Source organism: Emticicia soli, assembly GCF_037860775.1.
GTDB lineage: Bacteria > Bacteroidota > Bacteroidia > Cytophagales > Spirosomataceae > Emticicia > Emticicia soli.
On record NZ_JBBEWC010000010.1, the window covers coordinates 127,922 to 147,693 of the forward strand.

At 38.5% G+C, this 19,772-nt stretch carries 11 protein-coding genes; 5 read left to right on the plus strand and 6 right to left on the minus strand.

Annotated elements, in window-relative coordinates:
* Positions 1–584 precede the first annotated feature (584 nt).
* The 6 genes from WAE64_RS17140 to WAE64_RS17165 all read right to left on the minus strand — a co-directional run bounded on the left by WAE64_RS17140 (position 585) and on the right by WAE64_RS17165 (position 7,581).
* Positions 585–1,211, minus strand: a complete 627-nt coding sequence (locus tag WAE64_RS17140; protein ID WP_340238671.1) for a hypothetical protein — start codon at positions 1,209–1,211, stop codon at positions 585–587.
* 407 nt (positions 1,212–1,618) lie between these two features.
* Positions 1,619–2,155 carry a phage tail protein gene (locus WAE64_RS17145; protein ID WP_340238673.1) on the minus strand — a complete coding sequence of 179 codons (537 nt, stop codon included), beginning with the start codon at positions 2,153–2,155 and terminating at the stop codon, positions 1,619–1,621.
* Positions 2,156–2,428: 273 nt separating this feature from the next.
* On the minus strand, positions 2,429–3,904 hold the full coding sequence (locus WAE64_RS17150; protein ID WP_340238675.1) for a hypothetical protein: 1,476 nt from the start codon (positions 3,902–3,904) through the stop codon (positions 2,429–2,431).
* Between the two features lie 121 nt (positions 3,905–4,025).
* On the minus strand, positions 4,026–5,249 hold the full coding sequence (locus tag WAE64_RS17155; protein ID WP_340238677.1) for a cysteine dioxygenase: 1,224 nt from the start codon (positions 5,247–5,249) through the stop codon (positions 4,026–4,028).
* Between the two features lie 411 nt (positions 5,250–5,660).
* Positions 5,661–6,806, minus strand: a complete 1,146-nt coding sequence (locus WAE64_RS17160; RefSeq protein ID WP_340238679.1) for an FAD-dependent oxidoreductase — start codon at positions 6,804–6,806, stop codon at positions 5,661–5,663.
* A gap of 25 nt (positions 6,807–6,831) precedes the next feature.
* Positions 6,832–7,581: a helix-turn-helix domain-containing protein gene (locus tag WAE64_RS17165; RefSeq protein ID WP_340238680.1), complete on the minus strand. Its 750-nt coding sequence runs from the start codon at positions 7,579–7,581 to the stop codon at positions 6,832–6,834.
* A 70-nt stretch (positions 7,582–7,651) separates the two neighbouring features.
* Between WAE64_RS17165 and WAE64_RS17170 the strand changes: the two genes are divergently transcribed.
* The 5 genes from WAE64_RS17170 (at position 7,652) to WAE64_RS17190 (ending at position 19,743) form a co-directional block, all read left to right on the plus strand.
* Positions 7,652–7,969 (plus strand): low molecular weight protein tyrosine phosphatase family protein, encoded by a 318-nt coding sequence (locus tag WAE64_RS17170; RefSeq protein WP_340238681.1) that lies wholly within the window; start codon positions 7,652–7,654, stop codon positions 7,967–7,969.
* Between the two features lie 187 nt (positions 7,970–8,156).
* Positions 8,157–9,062, plus strand: coding sequence for a sugar phosphate isomerase/epimerase family protein (locus WAE64_RS17175; RefSeq protein ID WP_340238683.1), 906 nt, complete (start codon positions 8,157–8,159; stop codon positions 9,060–9,062).
* 98 nt (positions 9,063–9,160) lie between these two features.
* Positions 9,161–10,024, plus strand: a complete 864-nt coding sequence (locus tag WAE64_RS17180) for a sugar phosphate isomerase/epimerase family protein (protein ID WP_340238685.1) — start codon at positions 9,161–9,163, stop codon at positions 10,022–10,024.
* 304 nt (positions 10,025–10,328) lie between these two features.
* Positions 10,329–13,202 carry an aminomethyl-transferring glycine dehydrogenase gene (gene gcvP / locus WAE64_RS17185; protein WP_340238688.1) on the plus strand — a complete coding sequence of 958 codons (2,874 nt, stop codon included), beginning with the start codon at positions 10,329–10,331 and terminating at the stop codon, positions 13,200–13,202.
* Between the two features lie 229 nt (positions 13,203–13,431).
* Positions 13,432–19,743, plus strand: a complete 6,312-nt coding sequence (locus tag WAE64_RS17190) for a LamG-like jellyroll fold domain-containing protein (RefSeq protein WP_340238690.1) — start codon at positions 13,432–13,434, stop codon at positions 19,741–19,743.
* Positions 19,744–19,772: the final 29 nt, after the last annotated feature.

A 19,772-nucleotide genomic window follows, 5' to 3' on the forward strand; every position in this document is an offset into this window, starting at 1 on the left:
ATAGCACTACAATGGTAGAATATAAGTTTAGTTTATGTTAAAAAATCATTTTTAAAAATAATTAAAAATTAAAACACCACCGCCCAGCTACGACCAAATGATGTTTTTCAGCGACTTACACAGGTGTATGGCTACAAGCAGAATTATATTTATTTTATTTCTGCAACAATGTTGCATATTGTTGGTTTGTACTTTATCTTTGTATCTGTAAAACCAATTTAGGTAGGTTTTAACCAGTAGATATACTGTTTATAGATGTTTTTTATGTCTAAATCCGGAGGTTTCTAACTTCCGGATTTTTGTTTTCTTTCATCAAGGTTCTGTGCAAAGAGCCAATCTAATAATCCCGGCGTATCACTCACCTCATTCCAGATATTATGGGCTTTGTTGGGGGAATGTAGCAAAAGCAATGGCAGATGAATAGAAGCTCCGGGTCATAGAATAAAATATTTTCAATAGTCAAGGTTTGAGGAAAGAGAAGAAGACTATTGCTTATACACAATACTTTATTGAGCAACGACTTGTATTTAAGTAAGAGTGGTGCTTGCAAGCACCACTCTATATGACTTGGTTTTTGGAGAATCTTATTGCGCTTTTATTTTTACACTTAGCGTTAAAGTGGCTTCGTTGCCGGTAGGCACATTGGCTGTATAATTACCTATTTTGAAGAAACCCAATCGGCCGTTTTTATCTTTAAATGCAAATACTCGTCCGGTAGCTGCATCAGTAGTGCGATTGGTAACATCGGCCGAGCCACTCAGCTGATTGAAATCAATTTTATAGTTTTTAACCATTCTGTCGAAATCGCTTGATGTTTCAAGCGAATCAAAAGCAGCTACCGACATTTTATTGTAAGCCTCAACGTTGGCGATACGAGCGTCGGTATGGGTACTGAATGCTTCTACATAGTAAGTTCGGGTCGACATATTTTTAACATTTTCAAAAAAACGACAGGTATTGCAACCACCTCCATGATAATTGTAAGCAAAATCAATTTTATCCGAAACAGCAGGGGCTTCTGTTTGTGAATAGGCTTTACCATCGGCCAGACTAAAGAATCCTCTGCGAGAGGCAAGAATACCTCCGTTTGAGGTACCAATGATACTTTGTACGGTAAACTCTGTTTTTTCGACCGGAATTGGTGCAGGCTCAGAAGATTTGCAGCCGCTAAAGGCAATAAACCCAAGCAGGAAAATTTGTGAATTTTTCATAGCTATAAAATATATTGGACAAAGTTTTAATAGCTAAAATCTGTCTTCAAAAAAGACTGATTTTAACCGAAATTCATGGCTTTTACTTGCCGTGTAAACAAGTTTTAGATAAAGTTCGGCAAAAATGAAAGGGCAGCCATAAAATTTATGCCATTTTTACTGAGTGGTAAAATGTGAGAAAAAACAATAGCACAGCTATTGTGCGGTAGATAGCAAATTTTATTCAGAACAAACCAGTAAGAATAGGGTAGCAAAAAATGGGTTAATAGGCAGATACAAATGTATAAGCCTATGTCGTGATAAATCTTGAATTTAGAAAGCAATAAGCCAATTATCTGGGCAGACAATTGGCTTATTACTCAAAAGGAACTCAGTAGTTCCTTCAGTTATATCAAATACGCAATTTCTTAATTCCAATGTGGAGGGAAAAGACCGTTTACACAAATGATATAGTTCAAAGCATTATACGGCTGCATATTATTATGCGCCTGAGACGCACCTGTTAATCCTATTGTTTTCTCATTCATCTTTAGTAGTTGATCACCAGGCTGGTTGTCTATGCTATAAAATCTTGTAGCAGTATTTGTGTACTCTGGAAGAAAATTATTCGTTGGAGTATTAGTTTCGGTTCCACCAGATAAGCCATAATAATAATGTGAGTGGGTAGGCATTTCACCAATGTTAAGGGTTACTCCTTCAGAACCACTCACTTCTCCTAATTTTCTGGTTTTTAATCCAGGGCCTGTACCAGCTCCTATGGCGGTTCTGCCTCTTAAATCTGGTAGTGCAAAAGTGGTTTTTCCATCTCCTCCATAGGTAAGTCCAAGTACGGCAAACAGAGCGTTGTATTGTTGTATAGGTAGAAGCCTGCCATCACAGAAAAGATAGTCTTGTGGCTCATAGTTGCCAGCAAAAAGTTTGATAACGCCAATGTACTCTTCCATAAGTTTACTAAGTGTTTAAAAGTTAAATAATTATTTGAAAATTGATAATAGAATCCTGTTCGGTGCGGTTAGTGCAACGAAATATTTCAATCAATGAAACTTTTATAAGATTAGTAAGATAAGGGGCCTTGCGAAGCTTGTTAGCTAAGTTGTTTTTATTATTTGGTACAAGAAAAAGACTTTTTTTTTCTTTTCCAAACTTTATCTTTATTTGTCTTATAAAAACAAGTGTTTTTTTATTGAGCGGTATTTTGGTGCTTGATTTGCCTATTTTTAATTATCAATCTGGTTTTCTTCCCATATCTGAAACCTACCATCATTTGGTTTGTGTAAGTACATACCACCGTCACTACTATCTAGCCTGTCATACGAATCGCCATCTTTTTTTCTGCGATATGATACCACATGATAGTTTTTACCGCCCAACGATTCAAAGTGCCATTTGAGGTTATCGTCACCGCTTTCTTCCAATGCTCCTACCAGGTGGTTATTTTTATCTTTCAGTCCTAAAAAAGAAAATGTACTGGTAAAGATATTTTCGGTAGCAGCCCGAAGGTATAGCCCTGTAGCCGCACTTTGTAGCCTAAAAACATTGTTGCTTACATGTTTTTTGTACCATGTCTGATGAAGCCCCCCATGAAATTGATACGCATATACATGTGCAATTGGCTTCATGTCGAGTGCCTGCCCGGTGGCTGTCGATTTTAAAGTAACTTTTGTATGCTTATTGCCTCTGTTATTCATTATTTCCAAGCACACCTTTACTACGGTTTCACCAATATTATTCCAATAGTCGCCATTCACAATATTCACTATCTGGCCATAATGATTGGGTTGAAATAAGAAATCTCTTGCTTGGCCATAGCCGCCTAGTTTAGGATTAATATTATTGGCGTAATCATGCACACCAGAGGCAAAGGGCAAAACATTCCAGCCATCAGGAGTTAAAGTCCAGTTTAGCAAAAACAATTTTTCTTTGTTATCGAAATTACCAAATTTGTACATTTGGTCAATAACCATTTCTTCATAAGACTTTTTGTTCGAGTAGTCGTCATAAATACTTATTTCGGTGCCAGAGTTAAAAATGCCCTTAATTTTTTTAGCTTTTACTGAGTTTTCATACATATATTTGTTTTCAATAATTAAAAGCACTTTACCTCTAAGCTCTGAAAGTTTCAGGTCGGCTATTTTTTTTGTATAGTCTATTTTCAGCAGATGTTGGTCATCGATGTGTCTAAGTAGTTCTCCAACAAATTTATCATCAACGGTACCCGAGAAACCTTCCCAATGTGAGAAATTTAGCAATACAGTTTCTGTCGGGTTGTTTCTGATAAATTCGTTGGTGGCTTTCAGCATGTTGCTAATAGAATCGCCTACGGGTATGCTATGATGGGCAACAAAAACAGGGTTGCCGTCATTAAGGTCAAGTGCTTTGGTAATTGGGGCAATCAGAGACTCTATGTTGAGGTTTACACCTATGTAAGAAATAATTGATTTTATCAAATCAGAGGCGCTTGTGATGTATTGTGGGCGAATATCGAAATACCTGACTCCACCTTCTAGTTGGCCTTTCATATCCAATTCTTGCGTGTGTAGAAAGGCAGATGCTTTTGCAGCCAAAGGGATAAAAGACTTTATTACCCCAAAAAGTTGAGAGTGATACATACCAGCATCGTGTGAGCCGGGCATACAGATTTGCTTTAACGTAAGCTCATTGTTTAACTGAGCCATCCAGTTTTTGGTATTCATGTGTTAGTATAGAAATTGTATTATTGATAATAAAAAAATTCAAGGTATTTGATGAACTTATAGGCAAAGCAATAGCAGGGCAACTACTGTTGCCTTTTTGAACTTACTGTATATACGTATATTATTTTTTACGCCATTCTTCTCTGATAGTAGCTTTAAAAATCAGAAAATCGTCATCAGAATCAGGCTCATATTGTTTTATTTCGTCATCATCTCCCATGTAGTCGAAATAGTCATAATGGCCTAAGTCATTTTCGTCATACATATAGCACTGGATAGTGATACAAGTTGGCCCCGATTCATTAGGGTTTTGTAGTTTATGAAACTGGTTGAGGGTAGGGCTGATCCAGGTGAAATCGCCTTCTGAAAAAACTTCTTCTCCAAAAGGTTTTTCGGTACCCAGATAAGGGAAGAGCTTTACGCTTATCTGGCCGTGTAGTACCCTGATGATGGCATTGGCTCCGGCATGGTTATGAATAGGAGAGTAGCAACCCGGTGGCCATATTTCCATTACATAAGGTATTCCCGGCGACTCTCCGCCGTTCTGACCTAAGGTAATTCTAAGATATACTTTCCTGGGGTCAGCATGGCCAAATTCTCCGGCTTTGGCTTTCAGTTTTTCGAAACACCAACAACCGGGTGTAGCAATACTATGCTCAATTGCCTCAACAAAATCAGGGAAATCGGGTGTGTTGAGTGTGAAATTTTTTCCGGCTATGTTATCATATAATTGCTGAGCTATGGTAGAGAGGTTTGCTTTGGGCATAAAACTACCTTCGGCAATCATATCCATCGTCAATTCGTTTGTGTTTTTTACTTTCAGGGGTACATTGTTCAGAATAGGGTCACGCAAGAGCCTTAATAATACGAGAGATTCATCGTCATAGCTAAAGTTTGAAAAACTTTCTAAGAATAATTTTGTAGAGTGGTCGGTAGGAAACTGATAGCAAAATGTTTGAGTTTCCAAACGAGATTCACCAACACCAAACTTGATACATTGTTTCTGGGCATCAAGGCTTATCCAATAAAAAGCTCTTGGATGTGTAGTAAGCCCGGTATTCTCTTGCTCGTATAATACTTCACCGTTTTTGCTTAAAGTTATTTTGCCTACTTGTAATTTAAGGCTTAAATCTATGCTTTTGTCTTGGTTATGAAAAGAGACATTGGCAGTATTATCAGGCGAGAATTCATCAGATGCTTTGAAAATTATAACTCCTTGTCCCTTAATAATAAGGGCTAGGTTGTTAATAATAGCAGGCATTACTTCTAGCGAAGCAGAAGCAGCAACAGGTAGTGTAAAACGCCGCTCACGGCTGAATTGGAGGTTAGGATTTGAAAAAGACACAGTTCAAAAGTTTAAAGTTAATAAATGGTGCAAAAGTGTATGCAAAAGAAGTAATCTTCTGCAAACAATGAAATAGGGGTTTCCCCCTGTTTTTTGATTATTTTAAGAAAAACGAAATCACAAAATAACTGTACCCAAAAGTTAAGCTAACTTTTAGAGTGATTTTTAATAACTTATGCCGGATACTATGATTGTAGATAGCAACCGAAATCGGACAATAAGTTTTTTGAAGTTTGGCCGGAAATGAATTATAAAACTAAATAATATGAAAGGTATAAACAATACAAAAGCTGTTTATTTCTTCGTTAATCGGAGCGTTTTTAAAATGATACCGCTAGATAGAAATTCTCTAAAAATATAATCCCTTTGCTGGGCTACAACAAAGGGATTGCATACAAACTTATGCTATTTTTATGCTTTGCTAAAAAGCTGAAGCATCTTGCCAATCGCATCATCAGAATGAAGCATTTCAGTAGAATTTAAAGTATGTTGTGTAATAGCTGATGCCCGCAGTAGCATTTGTTTTTCGTAAGCAGCTATGGCCTCCTTAATAGAAGTGAAAGCCTTATTAGTTAGGCAATCGGCTAGTTCGTAGGCGTCTTGCATAGCCATGTTTACGCCTTCGCCTGCGTAAGGCGGCATACGGTGGGCAGCATCACCAAGCATAGTGATGTTGGGGAGTGCCTCCCATTTTTGGTCTAAAGGATAATGGTATTGTGGGCGAGGCACAAACCAGATTTCATCACTCTTAAATAATTCTTGCCATTGGCTGTTCCAAGTGCCAAAAGCTTGCTTAAACCATTCAAATACTTGTGCTTTATCAGCGAAATCAATACCGCTTTTTGTTACCCAATTCTCTGCAACTTTACAACCTGTATAAAACGATAAACTACCATCACCTTTGGCACTTAAAATCAAGGATTGTTCATCGCCAAAAGCAAATACCTTACCTCCTTTTACTAAATCATACAGTTTTGGGGCATTGATAGCAGCATTGTATAAATTTCCTTCTACTATAGTAATGCCCGAATAAATTGGCTTAATAGTATTGATATAAGGGCGTATTTTTGAATTAGCACCATCGGCAGCAATCACAATGTCAGCATAAGCAGATGTACCGTTTTTAAAATGCAGAAGCCAGCCATCGCCTTGCTTTTCCATTGAAAGGAAATGAGAGTCCCAGACAACGGTGTCATCTTTTAAAGAATCTAAAAGTATTTTGCGCAGCGGGCCACGGTCTATTTCGGGGCGATGTTCGCCATGGCTTCCTTCTTCATGGTCGTCCATTCTTATGTTACCATCTTTGTCCAATATTCTTAATTTACCTGCATCGGGTCTGTGGTTGGCATAAAAAATCTCTAGTAGACCCGCTCTACGAATTGCCTCTAAGCCTGATTCTTCGTGTAGGTCGAGTGTAGCACCTTGTACCCTTACTGCTTTATTTACGTCACGTTCATAAACTTTTACATCCGCACCTTTCAATGTTAAAAGTCTGGCGAGTGTTAGTCCTCCAGGGCCGCCGCCTACAATAGCTATTTTTTTATCTTGTATTAACATACCATAATTGATTTATGGCACAAAATTACTGTTCAGGCAGGGTCGATAATTGGATAAATCGGTCGTTTTTATTGCGCAGAAATTCTTTAGGGGCTACTCCTGATAATTTTTTGATTTCACGGATAAAGTGCGACTGGTCAGCAAAATTCTGCTCAGGAAACAACTTGCCTTCTTTAATCTGCTTAAATGCTGCTCTGAAGCGCAGAATATTACAATAAGCCTTTAGCGAAAGCCCATATTGCTGGGTAAAATAGCGGTTTATCTGTCGGCTTGTCCAATACACATTGTCCGATAGCTCTTGCACACTCATGGCTCCGTTTGATTCATAAATGAGTTTAAATAGCTTTATCTTTCGTTCATCTATTTTTTCTTTCAATCGGGTATGTATTGCATTGCTGGCTTTCTCACAGAATTCAGTAAAATCATTTAGGTCGTTTGCGTTGAAATCCCAGAAATCAGATGGGAGTGTTGATGCACTATCTAATAAATGAGCTACTGTATGCTTGAGCACATACTCGCTAGCTAGTGGTTTGAAACTGATTGCAAAAGTCAATAAGTCGGGAGCAATGGTGGCCTGTGTAGGTTCGGTTTCAAGTCCCAGTAGCGTTATATGAAAAGGTTCTGTTGCCGATTTTGATAAGAATAAATCAATGCGCCCGTCAGGTACTATAACTACCTCTTTGTCTTGTGCCGATTGGTTGTGTAGCAGCCAGAAACTCTCTACAAAGTCGGCAATTGATGCATCAGGTTTTACAAATTTTGTTAGCAAGGCCATTTGATGTAAGCGAAATTCTTAGCGAAATATCGTAATTATTACTTACTTACTACACATTTATTTTAATGTTATGAATTTACTTTTTATATGCAGCCGCAACCAATGGCGTAGCCCTACGGCCGAAGCCATTTTTAAAAATCATGAATTGCACCAAGTAAAGTCGGCAGGTACAGAGCCGTCTGCGCGAATCAGGCTTACTGAAAAGTTGTTGGACTGGGCTGATATAGTTTTTGTGATGGAGAAAAAACACAAGCAGCGTATTCAACAAAAATTCCCGCAGCTCGTTAATGAGAAAGAAATTATCGTACTGGATATTCCGGACGAATACCAGTTTATGGATGAAGACCTTGTGTTGTCGTTAAAAACAGTAGTTTCGCCTTATTTGTAATTTTTTTTTACTTTTTTGTTTAACTATTCAATGATAAAATAGTAAATTTAAAAGCGTGTTTAAATGTATTACTAATACCTGGATGTTGTTGCTAAAGCTAATTTCAGCGTATGATATATTTGGATATGTGCTGAAATTCAACCAAGCGTACATTACCGACATCTATTAAAAAACCTATCAGATTACTATGAAACGAAGAGACTTCTTGCAAAAAGGAGCAATGGCTCTTGCAGCCACTACGGCCTTATCTAACGATTTATTTGCAGCAAAAAAGAAAGGAGAAATGGTGGGCGTGCAGCTTTACTCTGTGCGTGCCGATATGCAGAAAGACCCACTCGGAACACTGAAAAAAGTGGCCGACATGGGGTATAAAAACGTAGAACACGCCAACTATGTAAACCGTAAATTCTATGGTTATTCGGCTACTGAATTTAAGAAAATCCTAGACGATATGGGTTTGAAAATGCCAAGCGGGCACACCGTAATGGGCAAACAGCACTGGGATGAAGCCAAAGGAGAATTTACTGACCTTTGGAAACAAACGGTAGAAGATGCTGCTATCTGCGGACAAAAATATGTAATCAGCCCTTGGCTGGATGTGAGCCTTCGCAAAGACTTTGATGGCTTAAAGCGTTTTATGGAAGTTTTCAATAAATCGGGTGAGTTATGCCAGAAGTCAGGTATGAAATTTGGCTACCATAACCACGATTTTGAATTTAGCTTGAAACTCAGCAGCGTAAAAGTATACGACATCATTTTACAGAATACCGATCCTAAGCTGGTAATTCAGCAATTAGACATAGGTAATATGTATGGTGGTGGCGGCAGAGCAGCCGACTTGTTGAAACAATATCCGGGTCGTTTTGAGTCAATGCACGTAAAAGACGAAATTGCCGTAGCAGGGGCTAACGAAAAATACGAAAGTGCGGTGTTGGGTACAGGTATTATCAATGTAAAAGAAATCATTGATATGGGCCGAAAAATGGGGGGCACTACGCATTTTATCATAGAGCAGGAGTCGTATCAAGGCAAAGCACCATTAGACTCTATAAAAGAAGACCTTGAAATAATTAACAAATGGGGATATAAATAAGAATTTAGTGATTGAGTGAGTGTGTGATTGAGTGATTTTGCCGTCACGTGAAAAGTAATCACTCATTCACTCAATCGCTAATTCACTAATTAGATTCTATGAACCGACGAGATATTATCAAAGGAGTAGGAGGAGGCATGATAGCCTCCTTTTTCCATAATGAACTATTTGCCGCTTCATCACCAACTGCTGGTTCGTTTCGTATTGGTGCCTGCGATTGGTCAATTAACAATACCGGAAATTTGGGCGCAATGGAAATGGCTAAGCGTATAGGTTTAGATGGTGTACAGGTAAGTTTAGGCTCGGCCGAAAACAATATGCATCTACGCCAGAAAGACGTTCAGCAGGCATACAAAGCACTGGCCGATATTTTTAAGATAGGTTTTACGGGTTTAGGGATAGGAGAGTTGAACAACATTCCTTATAAATCAGACGACCGCACCGACGAATGGGTGTCTGATAGCATAGATGTAGCCAAAGAATTAGGCGTTAAGGTTATTTTACTGGCTTTTTTCTATAATGGTGACCTAAAAAATGACCCTAAAGGGCAAGATGCCGTAATCAGGAAATTCCGGCAGGTAGCACCTAAAGCGGAGCGGTTAGGCATAACATTGGGTATAGAATCTTGGCTAAGTGCCGAAGAACACATGAAAATAATAGATGCCGTAGGCTCAAAGGCCATTAAGTGTTATTATGATGTGGCTAACTCGCAGCAAATGGGTTATGATATCTATAAAGAAATGCGATGGCTTGGCAAACAAAATCAGATTTGCGAATTTCATTTTAAAGAAAACGGCTCTTTGCTAGGCAAAGGCAAGGTCGATTTCGCAGAGGTAAGGCGTTGCATTGATGAAATAGGTTATATGGGCTGTATTCAGATTGAAGGGGCTGTGCCCGAAGGCAAAAGTATGTTTGAAAGTTATCTGCAAAATAATGATTTTGTAAGAGGTTTAATGAAATAGAATATTGTCTGAACTTTTATTAAGTAGGTATCAAAGCTCAGACATAACAACTCACAGGTGTTTTATCTGTACTCTACTAAATTGATAGATATTTTATCTAAAAAATAAAACACAATAGGTGAAACAAACTAGTATTTATTTTATTTAAAATAAAATTTATCTGTCTTTCTTCCTGATAGTATCAAAAACTCTTTTGTAATTTTATTATATTTGCAGAACAATCTGGAATGAACTATTTGTTGTAACAACTAATAGGGCATTTACCGCTTCGGCGGGTCGTTCAATAACACATTTTAACTTCCCGATGAAAATCAATCTGAATACTCAAGAATCCTTTGAAAGCCGCCATCAAGGCAAAAGCGAAAACGACCTGCAGGTCATGTTAAAAACCATCGGTGCCGACTCGCTTGACACACTCATCAATCAAACAGTTCCAGAGCAGATTCGTCTGCAAGCTCCTTTAAATCTACCAAAAGCGAAGTCAGAAGTTGAGTTCCTTGCTGATTTTAAAGCACTGGCACAAAAAAACAAAATCTTTAAATCTTATATTGGTACAGGTTATTATGATACTGTGGTACCAAATGTGGTTCTGAGAAATATCCTTGAAAACCCATCGTGGTACACTGCCTACACGCCTTATCAGGCCGAAATAGCACAAGGACGTTTAGAGATGCTATTGAATTTCCAGACGATGGTTATCGACCTTACGGGTATGGAAATTGCCAATGCTTCGTTGTTAGATGAAGCTACTGCTGCTGCCGAGGCCATGACAATGCTACACAGTGTGCGTGCGGCGGCTAAGAAAAACGCTAATACTTTCTTTGTTTCAGAGCTTTGCCATCCACAAACTATCGATGTAGTATTAGGCCGTGCAAAACCTCTGGGTATAAGAGTGGTAGTGGGCAACCATGAAACTTTTGACCTTACACAAGAAGATATATATGCTGTATTGTTACAGTATCCGGCTACAAACGGTGAGGTTTACGATTATACAGACCTTATTGCTTCGGCGCATGAATTGAGTATTTCAGTTGCTGTAGCTGCCGATTTATTGTCGCTTACGCTTTTAACCCCTCCAGGTGAAATGGGTGCGGATGTAGTAGTTGGGTCGGCTCAACGTTTAGGAGTGCCAATGGGCTATGGTGGGCCGCATGCTGCTTATTTTGCTACCAAAGAGTCTTTCAAACGTCAGATTCCGGGTCGTATCATTGGTGTATCGGTTGATGCACACGGAAATCGTGCTTTGCGTATGGCACTACAAACCCGTGAGCAACATATCCGCCGTGAAAAAGCTACTTCTAATATCTGTACTGCACAGGTGTTGTTATCGGTAATGGCAGCGGCTTATGGTGTTTATCATGGCCCGCAAGGCTTAAAAAACATTGCCGCTAAAGTACATGGCCTGACCAGATTATTCGCCGAGTCGGTAGAAGGTTTAGATTATCAGGTATTGACACAAAATTATTTTGACACGCTTACCATTCATACTGAAGACAGCGCAGCTCTTCGTGCTATTGCTGAAAGACAAGGTGTGAATTTCAGATATGTTGACCAATATAACGTAAGTATCTCTTTCGACGAAACCAAAACTTTGGCTGATGTAGAAGAATTACTTGGCATTTTTGCCGAAGCTAGTGGTAAAGAAACAACAATTAACCTGAAATCGGAGATTGATATTGTTTTTGCTCCAAGCCTGAATCGTACGTCTGCTTTTATGACACATCCGGTGTTTAGTAGTTATCATACCGAACACGAGATGTTGCGTTATTTGAAATCGCTTGAGAACAAAGATTTATCTTTGGTACACTCAATGATTTCTTTGGGTAGTTGTACTATGAAACTCAACGCCACAGCCGAGATGATTCCGGTAACATGGCCTGAGTTTGGTAGAATGCACCCATTTGTTCCGCAAGAACAGGCACAAGGCTACCAACAATTGTTTGAAGAATTAAATGATTGGTTGTGTGCCATTACAGGTTTTGCTCGTATGTCGCTACAGCCTAACTCAGGTGCACAAGGCGAATACGCAGGCTTAATGGTTATTAGAGCGTATCATGAAAGCCGTGAAGAAGGACACCGTAATATAGCTTTAATTCCATCGTCGGCACATGGTACTAATCCAGCTTCTGCTGTTATGGCAGGTATGCAGGTGGTTGTAACCAAATGTGACGAAAGAGGAAATATTGATGTAGAAGACCTGAAAGCCAAAGCAGAACAATATGCCGACAGATTATCGTGTCTGATGGCTACTTACCCATCAACACACGGTGTTTTTGAAGAATCAATCAAAGAAATTTGTGAGATTATTCATAGTAATGGCGGACAAGTGTACATGGATGGTGCCAATATGAATGCACAGGTAGGTTTAACCTCTCCGGCATCTATCGGTGCTGACGTGTGTCACCTTAACTTGCACAAAACATTCTGTATCCCTCATGGCGGTGGTGGGCCGGGTATGGGGCCTATCGGTGTTGCACAACACCTGGTACCTTTCTTACCAAACCACAAAGTAGTACCTGTATCGGGCTATGATGGCGTACATGCTATTTCGGCAGGGCCTTATGGTAGTGCAAGTATCCTTACTATTTCTTATGCATATATTGCCATGATGGGCGCTGAAGGCTTAACCAATGCTACCAAACATGCAATTCTGAATGCTAACTATATTAAGGCTCGTTTAGAACAAAAATACCCGATTCTTTATACAGGAAGCAACGGCCGTTGTGCACACGAAATGATTGTAGATTTACGTCCGTTCAAATCGTCGGCAGGTGTAGAGGCAGAAGACGTTGCAAAACGCCTGATGGACTATAACTTCCATGCGCCAACTTTATCGTTTCCAGTTGCAGGAACTTTGATGATTGAGCCAACAGAATCAGAATCTAAAGCAGAACTTGACCGTTTCTGCGATGCAATGCTTACAATCAGAGAAGAAATAGCTGAAGTAGAAGCAGGCAATGCTGATAAAGCTAATAATGTATTGAAAAATGCACCACATACTGCAGCAGTAGTACTAGCCGAAAACTGGGATAAACAATATACCAGAGAAAAAGCGGCTTTCCCGTTGCCGTATGTAAAAGCTAATAAATTCTGGGCGACTGTAAGCCGTATTGATTCGGCTTATGGCGATAGAAACCTGATTTGTGCTTGTCCGCCTTTGGAAGAGTATGAAGGGTAATTAAAGTCTGGAAATTAAATAAAGAATAGAGGCGTGGCTGTGGCTGCGCCTTTGTTTTTATTTGATATAGAGCTGATGCTTTTTATTATAAATGAATTTCCATTTTTTGGATTATTCTACTATTAATTATTTGACTTGTATAGAAGAGAATATAAAAAATAAGTATTTTTGTATGTATTTTACCACTATTATAAAACTATATACGTTTACTACTAATTTGTGACTTTTAATGAAAAAACTGCTACCCTTCTGGCTTATTTTAAGCTTTATCTCTACCTACGCCCAACAAAAACGCTCACTCACTCCTTTACCAAATATGGTTGCTGATGCCAACTATCGAGTTGGTTGTTCTTTGTTCAACGATCCCAATAATTATACAACAGGTTCAGCTTTTTCGTATAGTGCTCCTGTCAACAATAACTCATACCTGGTTGGCCCCGAAGGAGCAAAATATGGCTGCTTAGGTTCTGTGCCTAATCAGGCATGGTTTGTTATTACTGTTAATACAGGCGGCAACTTGTACTTTAATATTTCTAATTCGTATGGCTATGATGTAGATGCGGCAATTTGGGGGCCTATCATCAATAATGATGTAGCTAATGCCTGTGCTTCGACTCAGAATTCGCCTTTAACCTGCGATTTTGATACAGGCCGCCCTGACCTTTATATTAATAATGCTCAGGCAGGACAGAAATATTTGATGTTGGTAACGAATTACTCAAATGCTAATACTACCATTTATATTTCTCAGCCCTCAGGCGGCTCGGTTACTTATGCAATGGTAAATCTGCCTAATTGTTCTTCATTACCTACTGCCAATATCAGCGGAGAAAGTGCTACGATTAATGAAGGCCAAGCGGCTACTCTTACTTTGAGTTTCTCTGGAAGTGGTCCATGGAATTATACATTGTCTGACGGAACCATCGGAACTGCAAATACTTCGCCTATTAATATAAATGTTTACCCTACGGCTTCTCAAACCTATACTATAAACTCTGTTAGTAACCTTTGCGGAACCAACAGCGGTACAGGTAGTGTCGGTATTTCGGTAAACAGAAATATTGCCATGCAATCTTGTTTTCCATTAGATGGCAGTGTAACTGATTCGAAAGGAATAAATACCGGCTCGTTGCAGAATGGCGTAACAACTACTACTAATAGAAATAATGAGACAAATAAAGCTTTGCAGTTTGATGGAATAAACGACTATGTGAGTTTATCGGCAAATCAACTTAATCAAAATACCTTTGCTTTTGCGGCATGGGTAAAATTAGATGCTTTGCCTACTAGTACAAATACAGAACAAGTGATTTTAAGCTTAGGTGGAAGCAGCGACGAGCATTATTTAGGAGTAGAATATTATAATGGAGCCGCATCGTGGAAATTTGCTTCAAATGAGGCAAAAGTATATTCTACGGCTACTGTTAATACAGGTTGGCATTTACTGATAGGCGTAAGAACCGGAGGACAGTTAAAAATATATGTTGATGGCGCGCTAACAGGTACTAGCAATGTATCTGGCACATCTACATTTAGTAGTCCTTTAGCTGGAAGAGTAGGGGGAGGTCTTGCTAATAATAAGTTTTTTAAAGGGAAAATTGATGATATTAAGTTTTTTAGAAACTCTCTGATTGAGCCTGAAGTTTTGTTACTTCAAGATAATACAAGCTGTAATGATATATTTTTAGATACCTATATATCAGTACAGAGCATTAGTACCTCATTAATTTGTACTACTGTGACTTTTACTGTACGTGGTATTACCAACAATTTAACTATTGAGTACGATACTCCATTTATAGCAGAACTTTCTGATGCAAATGGAAGTTTTGCTAACCCAACAGTAATCGGTTCTTCTAATTTCTTGCCTTTAACGGTGGTTGTTCCTAACACAGTGGCCGGCGGTAATCATAAACTCAGAATCAGATATGGCTCTATTGTAAGTATAAATAATTTTGATGTCTATATTAATAAATCTTCTACTTACAATGTTACTGGCACTACAGCTATTAACGATGGCCAAGCAGCAAACGTCTCTTTAAATTTTACAGGTACAGGGCCTTGGAATTATGTTTTATCAACAGGGTTAAGTGGAGTTGCTACCACAAGTCCTTGGGTTATTCCGGTTAATCCTGACCAAACTACTACTTATGCGGTAACATCAAGCCAAAATGTTTGTGGAAACGTAAGTCCAAACGGAAATACCAGTGCTACTGTTACAGTTAATTTTACCAAGCAAAATGTAACTTGTTTGCCGTTTAGTGGTAACGCTACTGACCAGAAAGGTAATAATACTACTACTGTTAATGGTACTTTAGTGCCTACAGAAAACCGTTATGGACAAATAAACGCTGCTTATACATTTAATGGCACCAGCGATTATATTGAGTATACCACTAATCTTTTACGCAAGCGTGAATACACAATGTCGGCTTGGGTTTTAGCAAATAATATTTCAGGCGGTACACAGTATATAATATCGCAAGGAGAAACTGGTACGAATACATTTCAGGGCTTGGCTCTAACTAATTGGGGCTGGCAATTTCTCTCTTATTCTAATAATGGGGGCTACTACGCTACATCAACTACCGGATGGGCTGCTAATCAATGGGTGCACTTGACAGCCGTGAGAACTTATCAACAGTTAAAATTATATGTAAATGGTAATCTGGTGGCTGTGACCAACAGTGCAGATAATATCCCGTTTAAAGTGTCTGATATCGGCCGTATCGGGGCTAATAGTTCTTATCCAAGTAATTTTTTTAATGGAAAAATTGATGATGTAAGGCTATATAAAGGTGCACTAAACGATGAAGAAGTGTTTGCGCTATTTGCTAATACAAGCAATTGCCCAACAGTTGAGAATTCATCAATTATTCTAGTGAAATCACTATCTTCTGCAAGTGTTTGTGCAGGTTCTAATGTTAGCGTAAGTTACACAACCAGCAATATTACTCCTACCTCGGGCTCTCCTTTTATAGTACAATTATCAGATCAGACTGGAAACTTTTCAAACCCGACTGTTATAGGAAGCGGAATCAGTAGCCCGATTTCAGTAACTATACCTGCTAGTGCATCAAACAGTAGCTCATATAGAGTTCGAATTGTTTCGAGTGGCGCAAGCCCTGTAACCAGTCTTACAACAGCTACACTTAACATAAATGGTGCATTGCCAACAGCTACTATATCAGGAAGTGGAACTATCAATTATGGTTCGAGTACAAACCTTGTTATTAATTTTACGGGTACGGCTCCTTGGACATATTCTATTAACAATCAGACAAGTCAGACTACAAGCACTAATCCGTTGACAATTTCGGTTTCTCCAACTACTACTACTACCTATACGCTTACATCAGTCTCTAATACTTGTGGTAGCGGAACAGTAACGGGTAGTGCTGTTGTTACAGTTAATCCTAATATAACATTAGGTACATTAAGTATTAAAACTTTTTGTCCGGGGCATGCGTTTACAGTGCCATTCACTACAAATTATACGCCTAATCCTAATTTTAAAGTAGAACTGTCGGATGTAAACGGAAGCTTTGCGAACCCAACTATTATAGGAACAGGTACAAGTTCGCCAATTTCGGCAACTATGCCAAGTAATCCTCTGGGTGGAACAGCCTATAAAATCAGAATTGTAAGTACTTCGCCTGCCTACACTAGTCCTGAATTTAACAATTTGACTATAATAGCCAAGCCGACTGCCGCATTTTCAGGAGACACAACTATTAATATAGGAGGGTCGGTAAACTTGAAAATTACTTTTACCGAAAGTGGCCCCTGGACTTATAGAATTAATAATGGGACAACCCTTACTTCGAGTATTAATCCTGTAATAGTGCCGGTTTCACCAACAAGAACTACAACTTATTCGGTTACATTAGTTAAAAATGCTTGTGGAAATGGTACTGCAACACAGAGCGCTACTGTTACGGTAAATCCTAACATTACGCTAGGCACTATCAGAGCAAGTTATTGTGAGGGCGAAAATATACCTGTTTCTTTTAATGCAAACTTTACTTCAACTACCGGGTTTAGACTTGAGTTATCGGATAGCACTGGAAGTTTTGCGAATCCAACTAGATTAATAACAACGTTTGATACTCCAATTGTTGGTGTAATTCCAACATCTGTGGTTGTTAGTGATAAATATAAGGTTAGAGTTGTTAGTGATTCGCCAGCTTTTGTAAGTGAACCGTCCACAAGTTTTACAACTAAAAAAAGGCCAAAAGCAACTATTACTGCTCCATCAGTTATAAGTATTGGGCAATCTGCAAATCTGACTATTAATTTTACAGGAGTTACTCCAGTGACTTATGCGATAAATTATGGGTCAACTCAAACCGCAGATAATTCGTCATTCACTATTCCTGTTTCTCCTACTACAAGTACAACATATACTATTACATCGATTCGAAATATGTGTGGAGTAGGTACTACAGGAAGTAATACTTCTATAACGGTGAAGAATGGTCCTTACTTAACTTCATGTTTCCCATTTGATGGTGACGTGAACGATCAAATAGGAAATAACGTCGGAACTTTATATGGAGGGGTTAGCCAGACGACCGATCGCTTTGGTAATCCTAATAGTGCTTATTCTTTTGATGGGGTTGATGGTTATATCAAACTCCCAATTACAGGTCTTGGTGCTACAAGTGATTATTCTCTATCAGCATGGGTTAATTTAACTAGTGCTCCTTCTGCTTCAAATACTTTTAATATATTTACAATTGGGCCACCGTCAGGCCATGAGCTAGGGAACTTACATGGATTCAATATTAACAGTGATAGAGTTGCACGGTATACCAGACCTTGCAGTGGTAGTGTAGGTCAATGTAATTATGAGTTTGGCACTGCCCTTGATTTATCTACTTGGTACCATCTGGTAGTTACCCGACAAGGTAATGTAGTTCGTTATTATATAAATGGCGCTCTAAAGAGTTCTACAAACCAGCCTGCGGTTGACCAGATATTGAATAATTATGTAGCATATATTGGTAAAGGAGTAGACTCTACAAATATAAATTATTTTAGTGGTAAAATTGATGATATAAAAATTTATAGAAGAGCACTTCAAATTTCTCAGGTAGAAGCACTTTATAACCAAACAAATTGTGTAGATGTTTCAAGTCTAAGGTTATTAAGTTTAGAGCCAATTTCAACGAAAAATGTGTGTAAAGGTGCAAACTTAACTGTTAATTGGTCGTTACATCAAAATTTGACATTCCCTCTGAAAATTCAGATATCAGATGCTGATGGAAGTTTTGCGAATCCCGTAGAAATAGGCTCTGGTTATTCAACTTCATTAACTGGGAAAATTCCATCTTATTACTCAGCAGGGTCCAGGTACAGGGTCAGATTGATCTCTTCTGATACATCTCCTGTCATTAGTAATATTTCAGATGAAATTGAAATAAGAGAGTCTGCTACCGCAACACTTTCTGGAGTTGCAGCCATTAACGAAGGTGAATTCGGTAACGTTACAATTAACTTTACAGGTCAGGCTCCTTGGACTTATGCACTCAATGGTGGTACAAGTCGCACAACTAGTACTTCACCATTAACCGTTGGTGTTGCTCCTGTAACAAATACAACTTACACTATTACATCTTTATCGAATTTTTGTGGGAATGGTACTTCAAGTGGTAGTGCAACAGTTACAGTTACACCTGTTCCTATTCGTTTAGTAAGTTGTTACCCTTTTTCTGGAAATACTAACGATGCCAAAGGAATAAATAATGCCACAAACACTGGTGCTACTTTAACTACTGATAGATTTGGAGTTGCTAATAGAGCTTATAATTTTAGTGAGGCCGCATATGTTCAGAGTACGCCTGCACTTAATGTAGAGAATTTAGAATTTACTATATCTATGTGGTTTAATTTTCCTAATGATCAGGTTTTAAACTCTGGACTCAAAATAATGGATTTATCATCTAATATTTTTCTGTTGAAAAAGAAAGCAGATGGGAAATATGCGATACAGGTTACTGGATCGAGTCATTTAGGCTTAGATTTCTATCAGTTTGACTTAAATAATTACACTCCCGGACAATGGCATTCAATGATTTTTGTTCGTTCAATAGGGAAGCTTTACTTATATTTAAATAATAATCTGATTGCTAATGTTGTATCAAATGTTGGTTATGAAGGAGCCTCTTATGGTTATCCACGTAGAATAATAATAGGTGATGGGTATGTTGATAACAACCCTCATGTTATAGGTAAAATTGATGATGTGCAAATTTATAAAGGAGCATTGACTCCCGGACAGATAAACGCTCTCTATAGTAATACACAAGCTTGTTTTGATGCAACAAGTTATAAATGTTTATCAAGTGCCACTTACAGTGAAGCGCTTAGTGGACGGCAAACCCTAAAAGCTGCGAACCTTATTACTGGTAAAAGTGGAATTGAAGCCGGAGCAAATATTTATTTTGATGCTAAGAACGCTATTATTTTACAACCTGGCTTTAAAACGGAAAGTAATGCAATATTTACTGCAAAAACAGGAGGTGGTTGCGTTGAGTAGCGTTTTATATTCAGATAATAAATAAATAA